This is a genomic window from Micromonospora sp. bgisy143, assembly GCF_057708145.1.
The window spans coordinates 587,038-602,826 of the sequence record NZ_JBYIRN010000002.1 but is presented as its reverse complement, the minus strand read 5'-3'; the positions used below and the strand labels follow the sequence as shown (position 1 = coordinate 602,826).

16 protein-coding genes are annotated in these 15,789 nt (G+C 72.3%); 11 read left to right on the top strand and 5 right to left on the bottom strand.

From position 1 onward, the window contains the following. Positions 1 to 553 precede the first annotated feature (553 nt). Positions 554 to 1,696 carry an NAD(P)/FAD-dependent oxidoreductase gene (locus AC3EN4_RS05715; RefSeq protein WP_435204844.1) on the top strand — a complete coding sequence of 381 codons (1,143 nt, stop codon included), beginning with the start codon at positions 554 to 556 and terminating at the stop codon, positions 1,694 to 1,696. Between the two features lie 31 nt (positions 1,697 to 1,727). After that, entirely contained in the window at positions 1,728 to 2,498 is a 771-nt protein-coding gene (locus AC3EN4_RS05710; protein ID WP_422738307.1) for an isoprenyl transferase, read from the top strand. A gap of 4 nt (positions 2,499 to 2,502) precedes the next feature. Here AC3EN4_RS05710 and otsB read toward each other — a convergent pair whose 3' ends face one another. The 3 genes from otsB to AC3EN4_RS05695 form a co-directional block, all read right to left on the bottom strand. Then, positions 2,503 to 3,327, bottom strand: a complete 825-nt coding sequence (gene otsB / locus AC3EN4_RS05705) for a trehalose-phosphatase (protein WP_435204843.1) — start codon at positions 3,325 to 3,327, stop codon at positions 2,503 to 2,505. 67 nt (positions 3,328 to 3,394) lie between these two features. Further along, positions 3,395 to 3,748, bottom strand: a complete 354-nt coding sequence (locus AC3EN4_RS05700; RefSeq protein WP_355048878.1) for a hypothetical protein — start codon at positions 3,746 to 3,748, stop codon at positions 3,395 to 3,397. A gap of 162 nt (positions 3,749 to 3,910) precedes the next feature. Beyond that, positions 3,911 to 4,354, bottom strand: coding sequence for an XRE family transcriptional regulator (locus AC3EN4_RS05695; protein ID WP_266248891.1), 444 nt, complete (start codon positions 4,352 to 4,354; stop codon positions 3,911 to 3,913). 264 nt (positions 4,355 to 4,618) lie between these two features. Here AC3EN4_RS05695 and AC3EN4_RS05690 point away from each other — a divergent pair, with 264 nt between their 5' ends. The 7 genes from AC3EN4_RS05690 to AC3EN4_RS05660 all read left to right on the top strand — a co-directional run bounded on the left by AC3EN4_RS05690 (position 4,619) and on the right by AC3EN4_RS05660 (position 11,683). Next, entirely contained in the window at positions 4,619 to 4,975 is a 357-nt protein-coding gene (locus AC3EN4_RS05690) for a hypothetical protein (protein ID WP_355048876.1), read from the top strand. 31 nt (positions 4,976 to 5,006) lie between these two features. Then, positions 5,007 to 5,378 carry a hypothetical protein gene (locus AC3EN4_RS05685; RefSeq protein ID WP_435204842.1) on the top strand — a complete coding sequence of 124 codons (372 nt, stop codon included), beginning with the start codon at positions 5,007 to 5,009 and terminating at the stop codon, positions 5,376 to 5,378. Positions 5,379 to 5,808: 430 nt separating this feature from the next. After that, positions 5,809 to 7,224: an RNA 5'-3' helicase PhoH2 gene (gene phoH2 / locus AC3EN4_RS05680; protein ID WP_422738310.1), complete on the top strand. Its 1,416-nt coding sequence runs from the start codon at positions 5,809 to 5,811 to the stop codon at positions 7,222 to 7,224. Between the two features lie 278 nt (positions 7,225 to 7,502). Continuing rightward, positions 7,503 to 8,180 (top strand): aggregation-promoting factor C-terminal-like domain-containing protein, encoded by a 678-nt coding sequence (locus AC3EN4_RS05675; protein WP_422738311.1) that lies wholly within the window; start codon positions 7,503 to 7,505, stop codon positions 8,178 to 8,180. A 108-nt stretch (positions 8,181 to 8,288) separates the two neighbouring features. Next, entirely contained in the window at positions 8,289 to 8,942 is a 654-nt protein-coding gene (locus AC3EN4_RS05670; protein WP_421474543.1) for a rhomboid family intramembrane serine protease, read from the top strand. Between the two features lie 105 nt (positions 8,943 to 9,047). Beyond that, positions 9,048 to 10,016, top strand: coding sequence for an NAD(P)/FAD-dependent oxidoreductase (locus AC3EN4_RS05665; protein WP_435204841.1), 969 nt, complete (start codon positions 9,048 to 9,050; stop codon positions 10,014 to 10,016). Positions 10,017 to 10,081: 65 nt separating this feature from the next. Next, positions 10,082 to 11,683 carry a hypothetical protein gene (locus AC3EN4_RS05660; protein WP_435204840.1) on the top strand — a complete coding sequence of 534 codons (1,602 nt, stop codon included), beginning with the start codon at positions 10,082 to 10,084 and terminating at the stop codon, positions 11,681 to 11,683. 124 nt (positions 11,684 to 11,807) lie between these two features. Here AC3EN4_RS05660 and AC3EN4_RS05655 read toward each other — a convergent pair whose 3' ends face one another. Together AC3EN4_RS05655 and glpX are read right to left on the bottom strand one after the other, a co-directional pair. After that, positions 11,808 to 12,785, bottom strand: a complete 978-nt coding sequence (locus AC3EN4_RS05655) for a DMT family transporter (protein WP_435204839.1) — start codon at positions 12,783 to 12,785, stop codon at positions 11,808 to 11,810. Beyond that, positions 12,782 to 13,813: a class II fructose-bisphosphatase gene (glpX, locus tag AC3EN4_RS05650; protein WP_422738316.1), complete on the bottom strand. Its 1,032-nt coding sequence runs from the start codon at positions 13,811 to 13,813 to the stop codon at positions 12,782 to 12,784. The genes AC3EN4_RS05655 and glpX overlap by 4 nt, the downstream gene beginning before the upstream one ends. A 158-nt stretch (positions 13,814 to 13,971) precedes the next feature. Here glpX and AC3EN4_RS05645 point away from each other — a divergent pair, with 158 nt between their 5' ends. Further along, positions 13,972 to 14,715, top strand: a complete 744-nt coding sequence (locus AC3EN4_RS05645; RefSeq protein WP_435204838.1) for a DUF4245 domain-containing protein — start codon at positions 13,972 to 13,974, stop codon at positions 14,713 to 14,715. Between the two features lie 116 nt (positions 14,716 to 14,831). Further along, positions 14,832 to 15,647 carry a hypothetical protein gene (locus AC3EN4_RS05640; RefSeq protein ID WP_435204837.1) on the top strand — a complete coding sequence of 272 codons (816 nt, stop codon included), beginning with the start codon at positions 14,832 to 14,834 and terminating at the stop codon, positions 15,645 to 15,647. Positions 15,648 to 15,789 lie beyond the last annotated feature (142 nt).

Sequence of the window (15,789 nt, the reverse complement as noted above, 5' to 3'; positions counted from 1 at the left end):
CTCCCCGGCGGTAGGTCTCCCCGGCGGTAGGTCTCCCCGGCGGTAGGCCCTCTCGGCGGTAGGCCCTCCCAGCGGTAGGTCTCCCCGGCGGTAGGTCTCCCCGGCGGTAGCCTCTCCCGGCGGTTGGCCTGTCCGGCGGTGGCGAGGATTCGGTGCCCGTGCCCGTGCCCGTGCCCGTGCCCGTGCCCGTGCCCGTGCCCGTGCCCGTGCCCGTGCCCGTGCCCGTGCCCGTGCCCGTGCCCGTGCCCGTGCCCGTGCCCGTGCCCGGGGCCCGGGGCCCGGGGCCCGGGGCGCAGGTCGCTTCCTGCCCCACCAATGGGGCAGCTCGACAGGCAACGCAGCAGGCGGCAGGGGTGCCGTCTCGGATCCGCCGGTCCACAGGGCGGCAGCAGGCGGCAGCGCGGCAGTGCGGCAGCGCGGCAGGCGTGCGGGCGGGCGGCCAGGGGGCAGGATGACGGGTGACGTCGGTCACCGTGGCCGGTGTCGATGGCCCAGGTGATCGCTGGGCGGGGCGGATACCAGCCGTGTCGCCCCGGTCGGAGGGAGGTGCGCGGTGAGCGACGAGTTCGACGTGGTGGTTGTCGGTGCCGGACCGGCCGGAGCGGCTGCCGCTTTGACGGCCTGCCGGGCGGGCGCCAGCGTGCTGCTGCTGGACCGGGCCGACTTCCCTCGGGACAAGGCGTGTGGAGACGGCATCGCGGCGCACTCGGTGGACGTCCTCACCGAACTGGGCGTGACCGAGGCGGTCTCCGGGTACGCCCCGCTGCCCGCGTTGCGGATGGTCGCGCCGGGCGGCCAGGCGGTGGCGCGGGCGCTGCCCCGGCCGGCGTACACCGTTCCCCGGGAGGTCTTCGACGCGCGGCTCGTGGCCGCGGCGGTGGCCGCCGGCGCGCGGTTGCGTCGGCACAGCGTCCGCCGGGTCCAGCCGCGCGGTGACCGGGTGGTGCTCGACGGGGAGCTGTCCGGCCGGGTGGTGGTGGGCGCGGACGGCGCCGGGTCGGTGGTGCGCCGGGCCCTCGGTCACCCGGTCAACCCGGACCGGCACCTCGCGCTGGCCATCCGCGGGTACGCCCCCGCGCTGCCCGGCCCGCCCGAGCAGCTCATCGTCACCTCCAAGGCGCGCTGGCCGGCGTACGCCTGGTCGTTTCCGATCGGCGACGGTCGGGCGAACGTCGGGTACGGGGAGGTGTTGCGCGGCGAGCCGTTGAGCCGCGCGTACCTGCTGGATCGGTTGGCCGCGCTGCTACCCGGCACCGACCTGTCGACGGTGACCGCCCTGCGTGCCCACCACCTGCCGCTGTCCACCCACCGGCCGACGCCGGGCCGGGACCGCACCCTGCTGGCCGGGGACGCGCTGTCGTTGATCAATCCGTTCACCGGGGAGGGCATCTTCTACGCGCTGCTCTCCGGGGCGTTGGCCGGGGCCGCGGCCGCTCGCGAGCCCGAGGCGGCGGCCCGCCGCTATGCCGCGGGTCTGCGTCGTCGCCTCGGCACCCATCTGCGCCACAGCTCGGTGGCCGCCTGGTTGGCGCGGCGGCGGCGGGTGGTCGACGCGGCGGTCCGGGCGGCCCGTCGGGACGACCGGGTGTTCGACGACGTGGTCGAGTTGGGGCTCGGCGACGGCCGGCTCACCGCCCGTACGCTGGGCATGATCGGCATCGAACTGTCCGGCGGGGATCGCCCTCCGAAGGGGTGATCCGGCGGGCGGGTCGCTACGCTGCTAGGTGATGACGCTGCGGAACCTTATCTACTCCGTGTACGAGCGCCGGCTCACCGCGAAGCTCGCGGGCAAGCCGGTGCCCCGGCACGTCGGGGTGATGTGCGACGGCAACCGCCGGTGGGCCCGGGAAATGGGCTACGTCGACCCGAACGACGGGCACCGGGTCGGCGCGGCGAAGATCAAGCATGTCCTCGGCTGGTGCGACCAGGCCGGTATCGGGCACGTCACGCTCTACCTGCTCGCCACCGACAACCTGCGCCGCCCGGCCAGCGAGCTGGACCCGCTCCTCGAGATCATCGAGAACCTGGTGGTGGAGCTGGCCGAGGAGGGCAACCCCTGGCGGCTGCGGATCGTCGGCGCGCTGGACCTGCTGCCCGCCCAGACCGCCGCCGCGCTCAAGGGGGCCGAGGAGCGTACGCGGGACCGCAGCGGCGGCGCGGAGGTCAACATCGCGGTCGGCTACGGCGGCCGGCGGGAGATCACCGACGCCGTCCGTTCGCTGCTGCTCGAGCACGCGGCATCCGGCGGCACCATCGAGGAACTGGCCGAGGTGCTGGACGTCGAGCACATCGCCGAACACCTCTACACCCGCGGTCAGCCCGACCCCGACCTGGTCATCCGCACAAGTGGGGAGCAACGGCTGTCCGGGTTCATGCTGTGGCAGTCCGCGCACTCGGAGTTCTACTTCTGCGAGCTGAACTGGCCGGACTTCCGGCACATCGACTTCCTGCGGGCGCTGCGCTCGTACGCCACCCGCCAGCGCCGCTACGGCGCCTGAGGTCTCAGGGAAGCCGGCTCAGGGCCCGGGTCAGGAAGTCGCCGAGCGCGGCCGGTGACTCGATGGTCAGGTCGGCGGCGTCCGCCACCTCCTGGCCGGTCTCCGGGTTGGCGACGGCCACGCAGACACCGAAGAAGTCCGGGTCCGACTCGGCGCGGGCGCGAAGCGCCGCGAACGCCTTGATGTCGGAGACGTCGTCGCCGAAGTACCAGGCGCCGGTGGCGTCCCGGACCACCTCGCCGATCACCATGCCCTTGTCCCGGTCGACCGGCGGCTTGAGCTCCAGCACCATCCGACCGGCCTGCACCCGCAACCCGAGCCGGTCGGCCTGCGCCTGCCCCCACTGCTGCACGGTGGCGCCGAGCTGCGGGGCGGTACGCCAGTGCAGCGCGACGGAGAGCCGCTTGTACTCGACGAGCGTGCCGGGCGGCAGCTCCTCCCGGGCCAGGTCGGCCAACTCGGCCATGGTGGGCACCCACGGCAGGGCGGTCGGCTCGGTGACGGTCTCGCCGCCGGAGTGGCTGTGCTCCAGGCCGTAGAGGCCGTAGAGGTCCACGCCGCTCAGCTCGCCGAGGCGGTCACGGAGGAACTCGACGGGTCGCGCGGAGACGATCGCGATCCGCTGCACCACCGGGGCCAGCGCCTCGATCGCGGCGAGCGCGTTGGGCGCGGGGCGGACCGCCGTAGGGTCGTCGTCGACCGGCGCGAGTGTGCCGTCGAAGTCGAAGAAGAGCACGGTCCCGGCGGCCCGGCCGGCAGTTATCTGCCACGCCTGGTCGGCGTTCAACGGGGTCCTCGGCTGGTGGTTGCCCAGATTCAACGGCGGCACGCGCGTCAGCGTACCCCGGCGTCGGGGGCTCATTCCTGGCCGAGCGGACCCACCCGGCGGCGGTCGGTCAGCGTTCGGCGGCCCCTCGTCCACGGCGTCCGAACGGCACCACCGCCGCCTCCTGCCCGTGGGACAGCAGGTAACCCTCCACGAACCCGGTGTTGCGGTCCCCGGTGTGGGTCTCGATCTCGTTGAGGCGGGCCACCAGGAACTCGGTGAGCGCGCTGATCCGGTCGTTGAGCCGCTCGTGCAGTTCCGCGACGACGGCCAGGATGACCGCCGTGCCGGCGCTGGTGAGCGCGAGAAGGTTGACGAGCAGCGGCAGCTGCCCACCGTTGACCGCGAGGGTCACCACGTTGCCGGTCGCCCACAGTGTCATCGACACCGTGGCGACCACGACTCCCCACCACTTCAGGGTCATGGACAGACCCCTCCTTCTGTCCCGCAGGGCTAGGTTCGGCCTTGTCCCGTCCCCCCGCCGATGACGAGCCCAAGCAGTACGAATAGGGACGCTAGCGTGCCCGTTCCTGCCCCGGAGCGAAACGAATGAACCTGACCAGGCGTTCTTTCGCCATCTGAGGAACTACCCGGCCTGATTGCCTCTATTTCGGACATCGACCGGCAACGTTGGGCGGTATGCGAGGTATCTGATGGTTTCGCGGATGTGGAACTTCTCCGCGTCCGACACGTTCGGGTCGACCAGGCGGCGCAGCAGAGCCTCCACGTCCGGGTCCATCGGCGGGGCCGGTTGGCCGGCGCGCGGGCCGCTCGCGGTGCGGTCCCAGCCGAGCGCGGCGAAGGCGGCGGCGGGGTTCAGTCCCAGGCCCTCGCAGAAGGCGACCACGCGTTCCGCCTCGGGGTCGCTGGCCCAGTCGCCCCGGACCCACCGGTTGATGGTCTGCCGGGAGACGCCGGTACGCCGTGACACCTCGGTGCCGCTCCAGGCGCGGGTGGCCCGCGCCTCGTCGAGGGCGCGCCGAACGAAGGTGGCGAAGGCGATTTTTCGCGCGTTGGCCGTCTCGGTCACCCCGTGACGGTACGACCAGCCGTCCGTGGGCGTTTGCGCAGGCACGCTGCTGTCACGCGGACGTGACGGCTCTCTCGGATTCGGGATAAACGATCCAGCGCCGCTTTGGAGGGGTGTCACCCGGGCAGAATAGATGCCCGTCGTGGCGAATGTAAGGGGACGAAAAGCTGATACTGTCACGCTCATGGGACAATCTACGGTGTGTCACGTGCATGAGACGACTGGTGCTCACATGCGTCACGCCCCCGGTGCCGAGGGGGTGTGGTGACCGAGCTCGCCACCCGAGCCCAGGCCTTCGGGCTGATCGCCGAGGGAGTGGCAGCGGGGCTCAGTGCCCCGTGGCGCCTCTACCTCGCCCGAGGCTGCCGATACCTGTCGCTGAGCGTCGGCGACCGCACCGAGTGGAACGCCTGGCGTACCCACCTCGGCTGCCCAGAGTTGAGTGTCCGGGTCTACGACGCCGGTGGGGAGATCCGCCGATCCTCGGTCGCCGAGGTCGTGCTGGACGGCTGCCGGATCACCGTCGAGCTGGTCGAGGAGGTCAGCACCGACGACCTGGACCGGCTGCTGGTCGCGGACCCCACCGCCGATCCCACCACGGTCGAGCCGGAGGAGCGATGAGCCGGCGTCCGGGCCGGGCGGGGGCCGCCCGATGAGCCCGTTCCTCGTGGTCTTCCTCGTCCTGGTGCTCGGCGCCACCAGCTACGCCGCCGGTCGCCTGCACGGGCAGCTCAGCTACCGGATCGGCTACCGCTTCGGCTACCGCCAGGGCTACTTCGACGGCGACCGGGGCGCCTGGAACCGTCGCCGGCGCGACGCCCAGGCGGCGATCGCCTCCGCGCTGTCGGTCTCCTCGCCCGCGGCCGTCCGCTCCGCCGGCACGGTGGTCCGCCCCGACACGGCGGCCCGCCCCGGCACGGCGGCCCGCCCCGGCACCACCTACACCGGCTCGTCGTTCACCGCGCCGGCCGCCCCGATCACCGGGCGGCACCCGACCGGCACGCTCGTCCGACGAACCGGCTGAGCCGGCCGGCGGGTCGCCGAGCGCGTCCCGCCGACCGGCGCTGCGGAAACGCGGTGCGTCGTCCGCGGCGGACACGCACCGTCGGGGCCACGTCAGACCGGTGACGGTGGCCCCGCCGGCCGGGATGCGCGCAGGGGGCATGCATCCCGGCCGGCTCGCCGCGTCCGGCCGCCACGCTACGGACACCGCGCGTCGTCCCCGCCGGCTCATCCGTTCGGCGCTGTTCACACCGCCGTCCCCAGAGATCCACGATCGCCCCTAGCCGGGACGGTCCGCCGCCGCTAGCGTCTAGGCATGGCGCGGGGTTCTCCCGGGCCAGCCGGTCCACCCGGATCTGCGACCTCGCGCACGGGGTTCCGCATCCGACCCCTCCGGGCACCGGACGAGGCGGAAAACGGGTGGCCGGGTGCCCATCCGTCGGAGCAGGCCTGTGACGACTCGCCGTACCACCGCCGGTGCCGACCAGACCCCGGCCGCGACTGCCACGACCCGCCGGGCCACCCGGAGCCGCCGTGCGGCGGACGCCGCGCCGGCCGAGAACAAGGAGCCCCGACCAGCGGGGCAGGCCTTCGTTCTGGACACCTCGGTGCTGCTGTCCGACCCGGCGGCGTTCCACCGCTTCGCCGAGCACGAGGTGGTGCTGCCACTGGTGGTCATCACCGAGTTGGAAGGCAAGCGGCACCACCCGGAGCTGGGCTGGTTCGCCCGGCAGTCGCTGCGGATGCTCGACGAACTGCGGATCCGGCACGGCCGGCTCGACCGTCCGGTGCCCGCCAACGATGCCGGCGGGACGCTGCGGGTGGAGCTGAACCACACCGACGACGGCGTGCTGCCCCCCGGCTTCCGCACCGAGAGCAACGACGCGCGGATCCTGTCGGTCGCGCTCAACCTCGCCGGCGAGGGGCGGGACGTCACGCTGGTCAGCAAGGACATGCCGCTGCGGGTCAAGGCCGCCTCGGTGGGTCTGCGCGCCGACGAGTACCGCCACGGTCAGGCCGGCGACCCCACCTGGACCGGCATGTCCGAGCTGGAGTTGGGTGAGGAGCAGATCTCCGCGTTGTACGCCGGCGAGACGCTCGACCTCGACGAGGCGGCGGGTCTGTCCTGCCACACCGGCCTGGTGCTGCACTCGACGCGCGGCTCCGCGCTGGGCCGGGTGCTGCCGGACAAGTCGGTCCGGTTGGTCCGGGGTGACCGGGAGGCGTTCGGGCTGCACGGCCGCTCGGCCGAGCAGCGGATCGCCCTCGACCTGCTGCTCGACGAGACGATCGGGATCGTCTCGCTGGGCGGCCGGGCCGGCACCGGCAAGTCGGCGCTGGCGCTCTGCGCCGGCCTCGAGGCGGTGATGGAGCGTCGCCGGCACAAGAAGGTGATCGTTTTCCGCCCGCTCTACGCCGTCGGCGGCCAGGAGTTGGGCTACCTGCCCGGCTCGGAGTCGGAGAAGATGTCGCCCTGGGCGCAGGCGGTCTTCGACACGCTCGGCGCGGTGGTGCACGAGAACGTGCTGGAGGAGGTCACCTCGCGGGGCATCCTGGAGGTGCTGCCGCTGACCCACATCCGGGGCCGCAGCCTGCACGACGCCTTCGTGATCGTCGACGAGGCCCAGTCGTTGGAGCGTGGGGTGCTGCTCACCGTGCTGTCCCGGATCGGGCAGGGGTCGCGGGTGGTGCTCACCCACGACGTGGCCCAGCGGGACAATCTGCGGGTCGGCCGGCACGACGGCGTGACCGCGGTGATCGAGGCACTGAAGGGCCATCCGCTCTTCGCCCACGTCACGCTCAGCCGTTCGGAGCGGTCGCCGATCGCCGCGATGGTGACGGATCTCCTCGAGGACATCCCGCAGTGATGGGGGTTTCGTAGCGGTTCGTCCCTATTTTGGGTGTGGCGCAGGTCACAAACGGCGCGGTCGGTTTCCCATGTGCCTCACTGTGCGCGATGGTGTCCCACGAGCGCCCACGCACCACAGGTATCGTCGGTGATCGTTCGTCCGAGGTCAGGGCGGCATCGGTGACGGTCGGTGCGTCGGCGCGACCGGCTCACCGGTCGGGGCGCTCACGGCACGGCTGAGGGCCGACGAGGCCCGGTGTCGCGCCGTGTCCTTGCCCCCGACGAAGGGACCACTTCGTGAGTCGGCTGTGGAGCCGGTTGGGCGCCCGTACGGCTGCTGTCGCACTGCTCTCCGTGGGCGTCGCCGGTGGCTTCTACCTGGGCGAAGACCGAGAAACCCAGCAGCAGGGCCTGACCGCGCAGGTCGGCGTCGAGGTCGACCGGGCCGACTTCGCCTACCAGCGCGAGCGCCAGGCCAGCCACCAGGTCGCGTTCGCCCGGCAGCGGGCCGCCGAGTACCAGGCGAAGCTGCGGGCGGCCCAGGCGGCCAAGGAGGCCGCCGAGCGGGCCCGCAAGGCCGAGGCCGCCGCCGCGTCGCGCAAGCGCGAGCGGGAGGCCGCCGAGCAGGCCGCCAAGCCGTACGACGGACCGATCCCGGCGTCCTGCGCGGAGTACAGCGGCAACCGCAAGATCGGCTGTGCGCTGATGCTCGAGAAGGGCTTCGGCATCGCCGAGTTCCCCTGCCTGGAGAAGCTCTGGACCAAGGAGAGCGGCTGGAACCACAAGGCCAGCAACGGCTCCTCCGGGGCGTACGGCATCCCGCAGGCGCTTCCCGGCAGCAAGATGGGCACGGTCGCGGGCGACTGGAAGACGAACCCGGCCACCCAGATCACCTGGGGGCTGGGCTACATCAAGGGCAAGTACAAGACGCCCTGTGGCGCCTGGACCTACTTCCAGAACAACGGCCACTACTGACGACGTACGACGGCGGGGCGGGTGGGACGACCATCCGCCCCGCCGTCGCGCGTACCCCGGTCGGGACGTGAGTGGCGGTCGGCCCCTTTTGCTGATAGCAGTTGGGGGGTGAGCCTGCACCCGCCAAGCGGCGACCCGTTCCGGTTCGGCACCGAGGCGTTCTACGCCGCCCTCGGCCGGGCCTTCGTCGCCATGTGCGCGGTGGTGCCGTTCCTCTTCCTCATCGAGGCGATCGACCAGGGGCTCGCGTTCGGCCTGGACGCGACCGCGGGCATCATCCCGCACCGCATCGACGGCCTCGACGGTGTGTTCTTCTCGCCGTTCCTGCACCACGGCTTCGACCATCTCTACAGCAACAGCATCCCGCTGATCCTGCTGGGCACCTTCGTGCTGGCCGCCGGTGCGCGCCGGTTCCTGTGGTCGACCCTGATCATCATCCTGGTCTCCGGGCTCGGCGTGTGGTTCACCGGCTCGCCCAACTCGGTGGTGGTCGGCGCGAGCGGCGTGATCTTCGGCTACCTGGGCATCCTGCTCACCCGCGGCATCGTCGAGCGCAGTTGGTGGAACTTCGCCGTCTTCCTGCTCGTCGGCCTGCTCTACGGCTGGCAACTCGTCGGCATCCTCCCCACCGACGAGCGGATCTCCTGGCAGGGGCACCTGTTCGGGCTGCTCGGCGGGGTGGTGGCGGCGATCCTTTTCCGGCGTCGCCGCCCCACGGTGGACGGTCCGGACTACTCCGGGTCGACCCTCAGCCTGCCCTGACCCGCTCGTCGGCGCGCCCCTGGGACATGCTTGCCGGACCGCTGCGCCCCGCCTACCGTCGAGATCAGCACGCGTTGATCCGCGAGCGGAAAGCGACGGTACGCCATGCGCGAGGTCGATGTCGCCGTGATCGGGGCCGGTCCCGCCGGTCTCTTCGCCGCGTACTACGCCGGGTTCCGGGGCCTGTCCGTGGCGGTGATCGACGCGCTACCGGAGCCGGGCGGCCAGGTCACCGCCATGTATCCGGAGAAACTCATCCTGGACGTGGCCGGCTTCCCCGCCGTCAAGGGTCGTGACCTGGTCGCCAACCTGGTCGCCCAGGCGGCGCCCTTCGGCCCGGAATACGTGCTCGGCACGCGGGCGGAGAAGCTGTCGTACACCGATGACCGGCCGGTGCTCGGCCTGGCCGGTGGCGAGCAGCTCGGCTGCGGCGCGGTCGTGGTCACCGGCGGGCTGGGCAGCTTCAGCCCACGGCCGCTGCCCTGCGCCGACGGCGCGCCCGGCGCCGGCATCGTCTACTTCGTGACCGACCCGGCCGAGCTGACCGACCGGGACGTGCTGATCGTCGGCGGCGGGGACTCCGCCTTCGACTGGGCGTTGGCCCTGCAACCGCTGGCCCGCTCGGTGACCCTTGTACACCGGCGGGAGAAGTTCCGGGCGCACGCCTCGACGGTCGCCCGGGTGCTGTCCCTGCCGGTGCGGGTGATCGTCAACGCCGAGGTCACCCGGCTGCTCGGGGACACCTCGGTCACCGGTGCCGAGGTGACCGTGCGCGGTGGCGGGGCCGAGACCCTGCCGGTGGACACGGTGGTCGCGGCCCTCGGCTTCACCGCCGACCTCGGCCCGCTCGCCGAATGGGGGCTCCGCCTCGACCGCCGGCACATCGTGGTGGACAGCGCGATGGCGACGAACCTGCCGAGGGTCTTCGCGGCCGGCGACATCACGGAGTACCCGGGCAAGGTACGCCTGATCGCCACCGGCTTCGGCGAGGCCGCCACGGCGGTCAACAACGCGGCGGTCGCCATCGATCCGAGCGCGCACCTGTTCCCCGGGCACTCGTCCGACGCGGGCTGACCGTCGGTATCGGACACTGACCGGTCCGTGTCCGGATCGAGACGGGTCGACCGGACCCTGAGGGGATGACGGGGACCGAGAGAGCACGCGATGGCGCGCCCACGACGCTGGCCTGGCTCTGCCACCCGACGACCCTGCTCGCGCTTGTCGTGCTGGTCGTCAACGACCGTGTGCTGAAGGCGGCCTTTCCGGGCCTGGTGACCGGCAAGTTGAGTGACGTTGCGGGCCTGGTGCTCGCACCGCCGTTGGTGGCGGTGCTGCTCACGCTGCTGGTGCCGCGGCTGCCGGCCCGCAGGGCCGCGCTGGTCGGTCTGGTCGCCGTGGGCGCCGGGTTCGCGGTGGTCAAAACCAGTGGGTACGCCGCCGAGCTGGCCTCGTCGGCATGGACGACACTGGCCGGGCCGTCACTGGTCCGGGCCGACCGGACGGACCTGTTCACGCTGCCGGCGCTCGGCCTGGCGTGGTGGAGTTGGACGCGGGCGCGAAGGCGACCGGTGCGGCACCGGACTGCTCGGCTGGTCCGGCTGCTGGTCGTGCTGCCGCCGGCCGTTCTGGCGGTGGCCGCGACCAGCGCGGTCAACTACCCGTACGCGCTCGGCACCACGACGCTCGACGGCCGCCCGGCGATCTCGATCGGCGGCGGCTTCGAGGGAAGCTGGCCCGATGGCCCGGCCGACGGCAGTTGGTCGATCAGCGACGACGGGGCGACCACCTGGCGGATCACCACCGACGACGAGTGGCGAGTACTGCGGGCTGCCCAGGGCTCCCCGCGCCAGCAGGCGTGCGCGCCGGACGAGCCCCGACGCTGCTACCGGGTGGTCCCCGGGCACCTGCGGGTGGAGCAGAGCGACGACGCCGGGGTCACCTGGCAGATCGCGTGGGAGGTGTCGGATCCGCAGCGCGACGAGTTGGCCCAACGGTACGAGAAACCCGGTGACGTCCGTCGCCACTTCTCATCCCGCGAACTCGTCGTCTACCCGCACGGCGGGGGCGGCCACGAGGTACTGGTCGCCAACGGCCGGGACGGATTCCTGCGTCGTCTGTCGGACGGCGGGTGGCGACGCGAAGGGTTTCTCGGTAGCCAGTCCCACTTGGCCGTCACGCCCGAACTACCCGCGGTGTACGACGGCGGACGGGTGCAACGCGAGGTCGACGTGTGGCTTGCCATCGCGCTCGTGTTGCTCCTCGGCTGCGCGGTCACCGTGCTCGCCGGACATCTGGCGATCCGACGCGGCGGCGGCAGCCGCTGGTGGGGAACCGCCGGGGCTGCCGCGATTCTGCTCGGCGGACTCCTGCTGCGGGCCAACTGGTTCTGGGTCGACGAGGCGAGCATCGTGTTCACCGCGTTGTTCGTCATCATCCCGCTGGGCGCGCTGGCGGTAGCGGTGCTGCTCCTCGTTCCGTGGCTCGGCACCGCTCCGGGGCACTGGGTCGGGTGGACCGCGGGAACTCTCCTGCTCACCGTGCTCCTGGCCGGACTGCCACTGGCCGGCTGGGTGAACGGCACTCCCGAGCAGACGCCGGTGGCGGTCGCGCTGGCCCTGCTGGCCACCGTGCCGGGATTGCTGCTGGCCGTCCGGCTGGCCCGCCTCGCCGACCCGGCCCGCGCGGAGAACCGGCGCGATACGCCGCCCTACCCGCCGTACCCACCAGTGCCGCTGCGCTGATTCGTGCTTGCGACCCCCATCTGCGCCGATCTTGCACTTTCTGTCGACGAAGTGTGTACATCTGCGGCTTATGTCGCGACAGTAACCGCAAGATCGGCGCGGGTGGGTGTGCTGCCGGCGCTGGTCAGGATTTCTGGGCGGTGGGTGGTGCCAGGGCGGCTAGCAGCACGGCCACCATGGTCAGGGCCGCACCGAGCAGGGTGTTCACGCCGGGGTGGGAGGCGGCGGTGGGCAGCACCAGGTCCAGCAGCACGGCCCCGACGATCTGGCCGGCGATGGTGGCCAGACCGAGCAGCAGCACACCGGTGAAGCGCACGATGGCGGCGGCGATCGCGATGAACACGATGCCGATCGGACCGCCCAGGTAGAGCCAGGGCTCGCTCGGCGCGTGGCCGGTCGGCCAGCCGCGTGCGGCGATGTCGATCGCGAACGCGACCAGCAGGGTGGTCGTGCCCACGGCGAAGTTGACCAGCGTGGCGGTCAACGCGCTGTCGGCTGCCCCCCGGACCTGCCCGTTGACCGCCTGCTGCCAGGCGATGCCCACTCCGGCCAGCAGCGGCAGCAGCGCCAGCGCCAGCGCGCCCGGGTCGCCGAGCCGGTCACCGACCGCCAGGACGACCGCGAGCACGGTGAGCACCGCGCCGGCCAGGCGTTGTCGGGTGACCGGCTGCCGACCGGTCGGGCCGATGCCGGCGCGGTCGACGGCGAGGCTGCTGCCGGACTGGCCGGCGACCACCGCCACGGTGAAGACCGCCACCCCCAGCGACCCGATGGTGAGCCCCTGCGTGGCCACCAGGAACGCGCCGCACATCCCGCCGAGGCACTGCCACGGGCGTAGCGTGCCGGTCTTGAGGGCCCGGCGGACGGCGAGCAGCCCGCGCCGGCCGGCGGGGGTGGCCGGTACCAGCACCAGCAGCACAACCAGGCCCAGCCCGAACGAGACCACCGCGGCGGCGAACCCGTCGGCCAAGCGTACGCCCAACTCGCCGTTGATCCGAGACTGCGCCGCCACCGCGACCCCGGAGACCGACGCCAGCGCGACGCCGATGATCCGGCGGGTGGCTGGCAGGACCGGCGGGGCCGCGGTGCCGGTGCCGCTCACTCCTGCTCGGCGAGCGGGCGACCGTCGAAGTCGACCGCGGAGTAGAGCGCGAGCTTCTCCAGCCGGTGGTACGAGTCGATGACCCGGATGGTGCCGCTCTTCGAGCGCATGACGATCGACTGGGTGTACGCGCCGCCGGCCCGGTAGCGCACCCCGCGCAGCAGATCACCCGAGGTGACCCCGGTCGCCACGAAGAAGCAGTTGTCCCCGGTGACCAGGTCGTCGGTGCCGAGCACCCGGTCCAGGTCGTGCCCGGCGGCGAGGGCCTTCTCCCGTTCCTCGGCGTCGCGCGGCCAGAGCTTGGCCTGCATCGCGCCGCCCATGCACTTGAGTGCGCAGGCCGAGATGATGCCCTCCGGGGTGCCGCCGATGCCCATGAGCACGTCGACGTCCGATTCGCCCCGGGCCGCCAGGATGGAACCGGCGATGTCGCCGTCGGAGATGAACCTGATGCCCGCCCCGGCCCGCCGGATCTGGGTCACCAGGTCGTCGTGGCGGCTGCGGTCCAGTACGCAGACCGTCACCTCGGAGACGTCGGTGCCCTTGACCTTGGCGATCCGGCGGAGGTTCTCGGCCACCCCGGCGTTGATGTCGATCACGTCGGCGTACGCGGGGCCGACCGCGAGCTTCTCCATGTAGAAGACCGCGCTGGGGTCGAACATCGCGCCCCGCTCCGAGACGGCGAGCACCGCGAGGGCGTTCGGCATGCCCTTGCTCATCAGGGTGGTGCCGTCCACCGGGTCGACCGCGACGTCCACCTCCGGGCCGGTGCCGTCGCCGACGTGTTCGCCGTTGAAGAGCATCGGGGCGTTGTCCTTCTCGCCCTCGCCGATCACCACGATGCCCCGCATCTGGATCGAGTTGATCAGTTTGCGCATGGCGTCGACGGCGGCGCCGTCGCCGCCCTCCTTGTCGCCCCGGCCCACCCAGCGGCCGGCGGCCATCGCCGCGGCCTCGGTGACCCGAACCAGGTCGAGGGCCAGGTTACGGTCGAGATCCTGTGGGATCCGCGTCCTGGTGTTCGTCATGACGGCTGCTCCTCCTCGCGACGGTGCGGGGACGGCCGGCGGCGGGGCGCACCCGCTGCCGGCTTTGTCGCTGATCCTCACACGATGGCCGACCGAGCGCCGGTGCGGGGCGGTGATGGGCCGGATACCGCCGGTCGGGCGGCTGCGAAGATGGCAGGGTGGAACCCGCACAGCCTGCTGAACGCGTACCCGCCGATCGCACGCCGCCCGACGGCCAGCCACCGGCCGACCTCCCGGACGCCCCCGGCGCCGGGCCCGCCGCGACGAGCCCGGCGGAGTCGACGGCGTCGACCACCGACGAGCCGGCCCTCGTCGCCGGTGCGGCGACCCCGGAGGTCGAACCGGCCCGCGTCGAGCCGGCGCGGCCGTCGCCGCCCCCGGCGGCGACGACGGCCAAGGCCGAGAGATCGCCCAAGGACATGGCGATCTCGCTGCTGGTGCTGCTCATCCCGATCGCGCTGCTGCTCGCCTTCTACCGGGGCTTCCTCGGCGGGGACCAGGCCACCACCGTCGATCCGGCCCCGGCGATCGAGCAGGCGCGGTCCGCGAACGCCTTCGCCGTGAGCGAGCCGCAGGGCCTGGGCTCCGGCTGGCGTACGGTCAGCGCCCGCTACCAGACCGTCGAGGGCGGCGGGACCCTGCGGATCGGCTACCTCACGCCGGAGGGCAGGGGTGTGCAACTCGTGCAGAGCAACGTGCCGGCCGAGCGGCTGCTCCCGGCCGAGCTGACCGACCAGGGTCAGCCCCAGGGTCCGACGGAATTGGATGGCCGCAGCTGGCAGCGGTACACGGCCCGGGGGAACCAGCAGGCGCTGGCCCTGTTGGAGCCGACCCGGACGGTGCTCGTGATCGGTGACGCGCGGGACAACGAGCTGCGGGAGCTGGCCGGCGCGCTGCGCTGAGACGTCCACAGTCGATGAGCCCTCCACGCCGCAGGGCACATCCGTTAGGCTCCCTCGGCTCGGTCCGGCCGCACGCTGCGGCCGGGCCATGTCCATCTCTGTGAAGTGAGAACTCAGTGAACATTCGACGGTGGAGCTTCGGCTTCCTCGCCGCCACCCTGCTCGTCCCCGGCCTGGCCGCGTGCAAGTCCGACGCTGCCGAGCCGACTGCCGCCCCCAGCGCGTCCGCTCCGGCCGTACCGGCCGACCCGAAGGAGGCGCTGCTCGCCTCCACGAAGGAGATGGCCAAGGGCGACTTCACGTTCACCATCGCGGGCGCCGACCTGACCGGCGGTGGCCTGGTGCACAAGCCCAGCAACAGCGCGCAGTTGACCATGAAGATGGGCGACGCCTCGCAGGACGTGTCGATGGAGATGGACCTCATCTACATCGACTCGGAGAGCTGGGTGCGGATGGAGATCGGCGGCGCCATGGCGGCCATGGTCCCCGAGCTGGCCAAGAACAAGGGCAAGTACCAGCACCTCGACAAGACCAAGGCCAAGGACATCAAGGACCTCCAGCTCGACCCGGAGTCGCTCGACCCGGTCGACAGCGAGGCCCTGGTCAAGGGTGTGACCGAGGTGCAGAAGACCGGCGAGGGCACGTACGCCGGCAAGATCGACATCAGCGCCGCCTCGGCCGAGTCGGTCGCCCTCGACGAGGACGTGGTCAAGGCGCTCGGCGCGCAGGCCAAGGCGCTGCCGTTCACCGCCAGGCTGGACCCGCAGGGCCGCCTCACCGAGCTGGTCATCTCGGTGCCGGCCGCCGGCGAGACCGCCGCGCACGACATCAAGATCGGGTACGCGGGCTACGGCGCCGGCACCGGCGCGCAGAAGCCGCCGGCGGACAAGGTGGTCGAGGCCTCGGCCGAGACGTACGAGATGTTCAAGTAGGCCGCCCGAGCGGGCCGGGGTGACCAGGGGTCACCCCGGCCCGCTCTGTTCGGCATCCCGGGGTGGGCGAACAACCGGACAACAAGGGTGATTGTCCGACGCGTCGACAGGGAACAAGAGGGGAGCGATCCGGGCGTGCCGC

Bases quoted from the DNA above. Each gene is read 5' to 3' on its own strand.
- AC3EN4_RS05710 (WP_422738307.1), top strand. From the start codon at position 1,728: ATGACGCTGCGGAACCTTATCTACTCCGTGTACGAGCGCCGGCTCACC.
- AC3EN4_RS05700 (WP_355048878.1), bottom strand. From the start codon at position 3,748: ATGACCCTGAAGTGGTGGGGAGTCGTGGTCGCCACGGTGTCGATGACA.
- AC3EN4_RS05685 (WP_435204842.1), top strand. From the start codon at position 5,007: ATGAGCCCGTTCCTCGTGGTCTTCCTCGTCCTGGTGCTCGGCGCCACC.
- AC3EN4_RS05665 (WP_435204841.1), top strand. From the start codon at position 9,048: ATGCGCGAGGTCGATGTCGCCGTGATCGGGGCCGGTCCCGCCGGTCTC.
- AC3EN4_RS05660 (WP_435204840.1), top strand. From the start codon at position 10,082: ATGACGGGGACCGAGAGAGCACGCGATGGCGCGCCCACGACGCTGGCC.
- glpX (WP_422738316.1), bottom strand. From the start codon at position 13,813: ATGACGAACACCAGGACGCGGATCCCACAGGATCTCGACCGTAACCTG.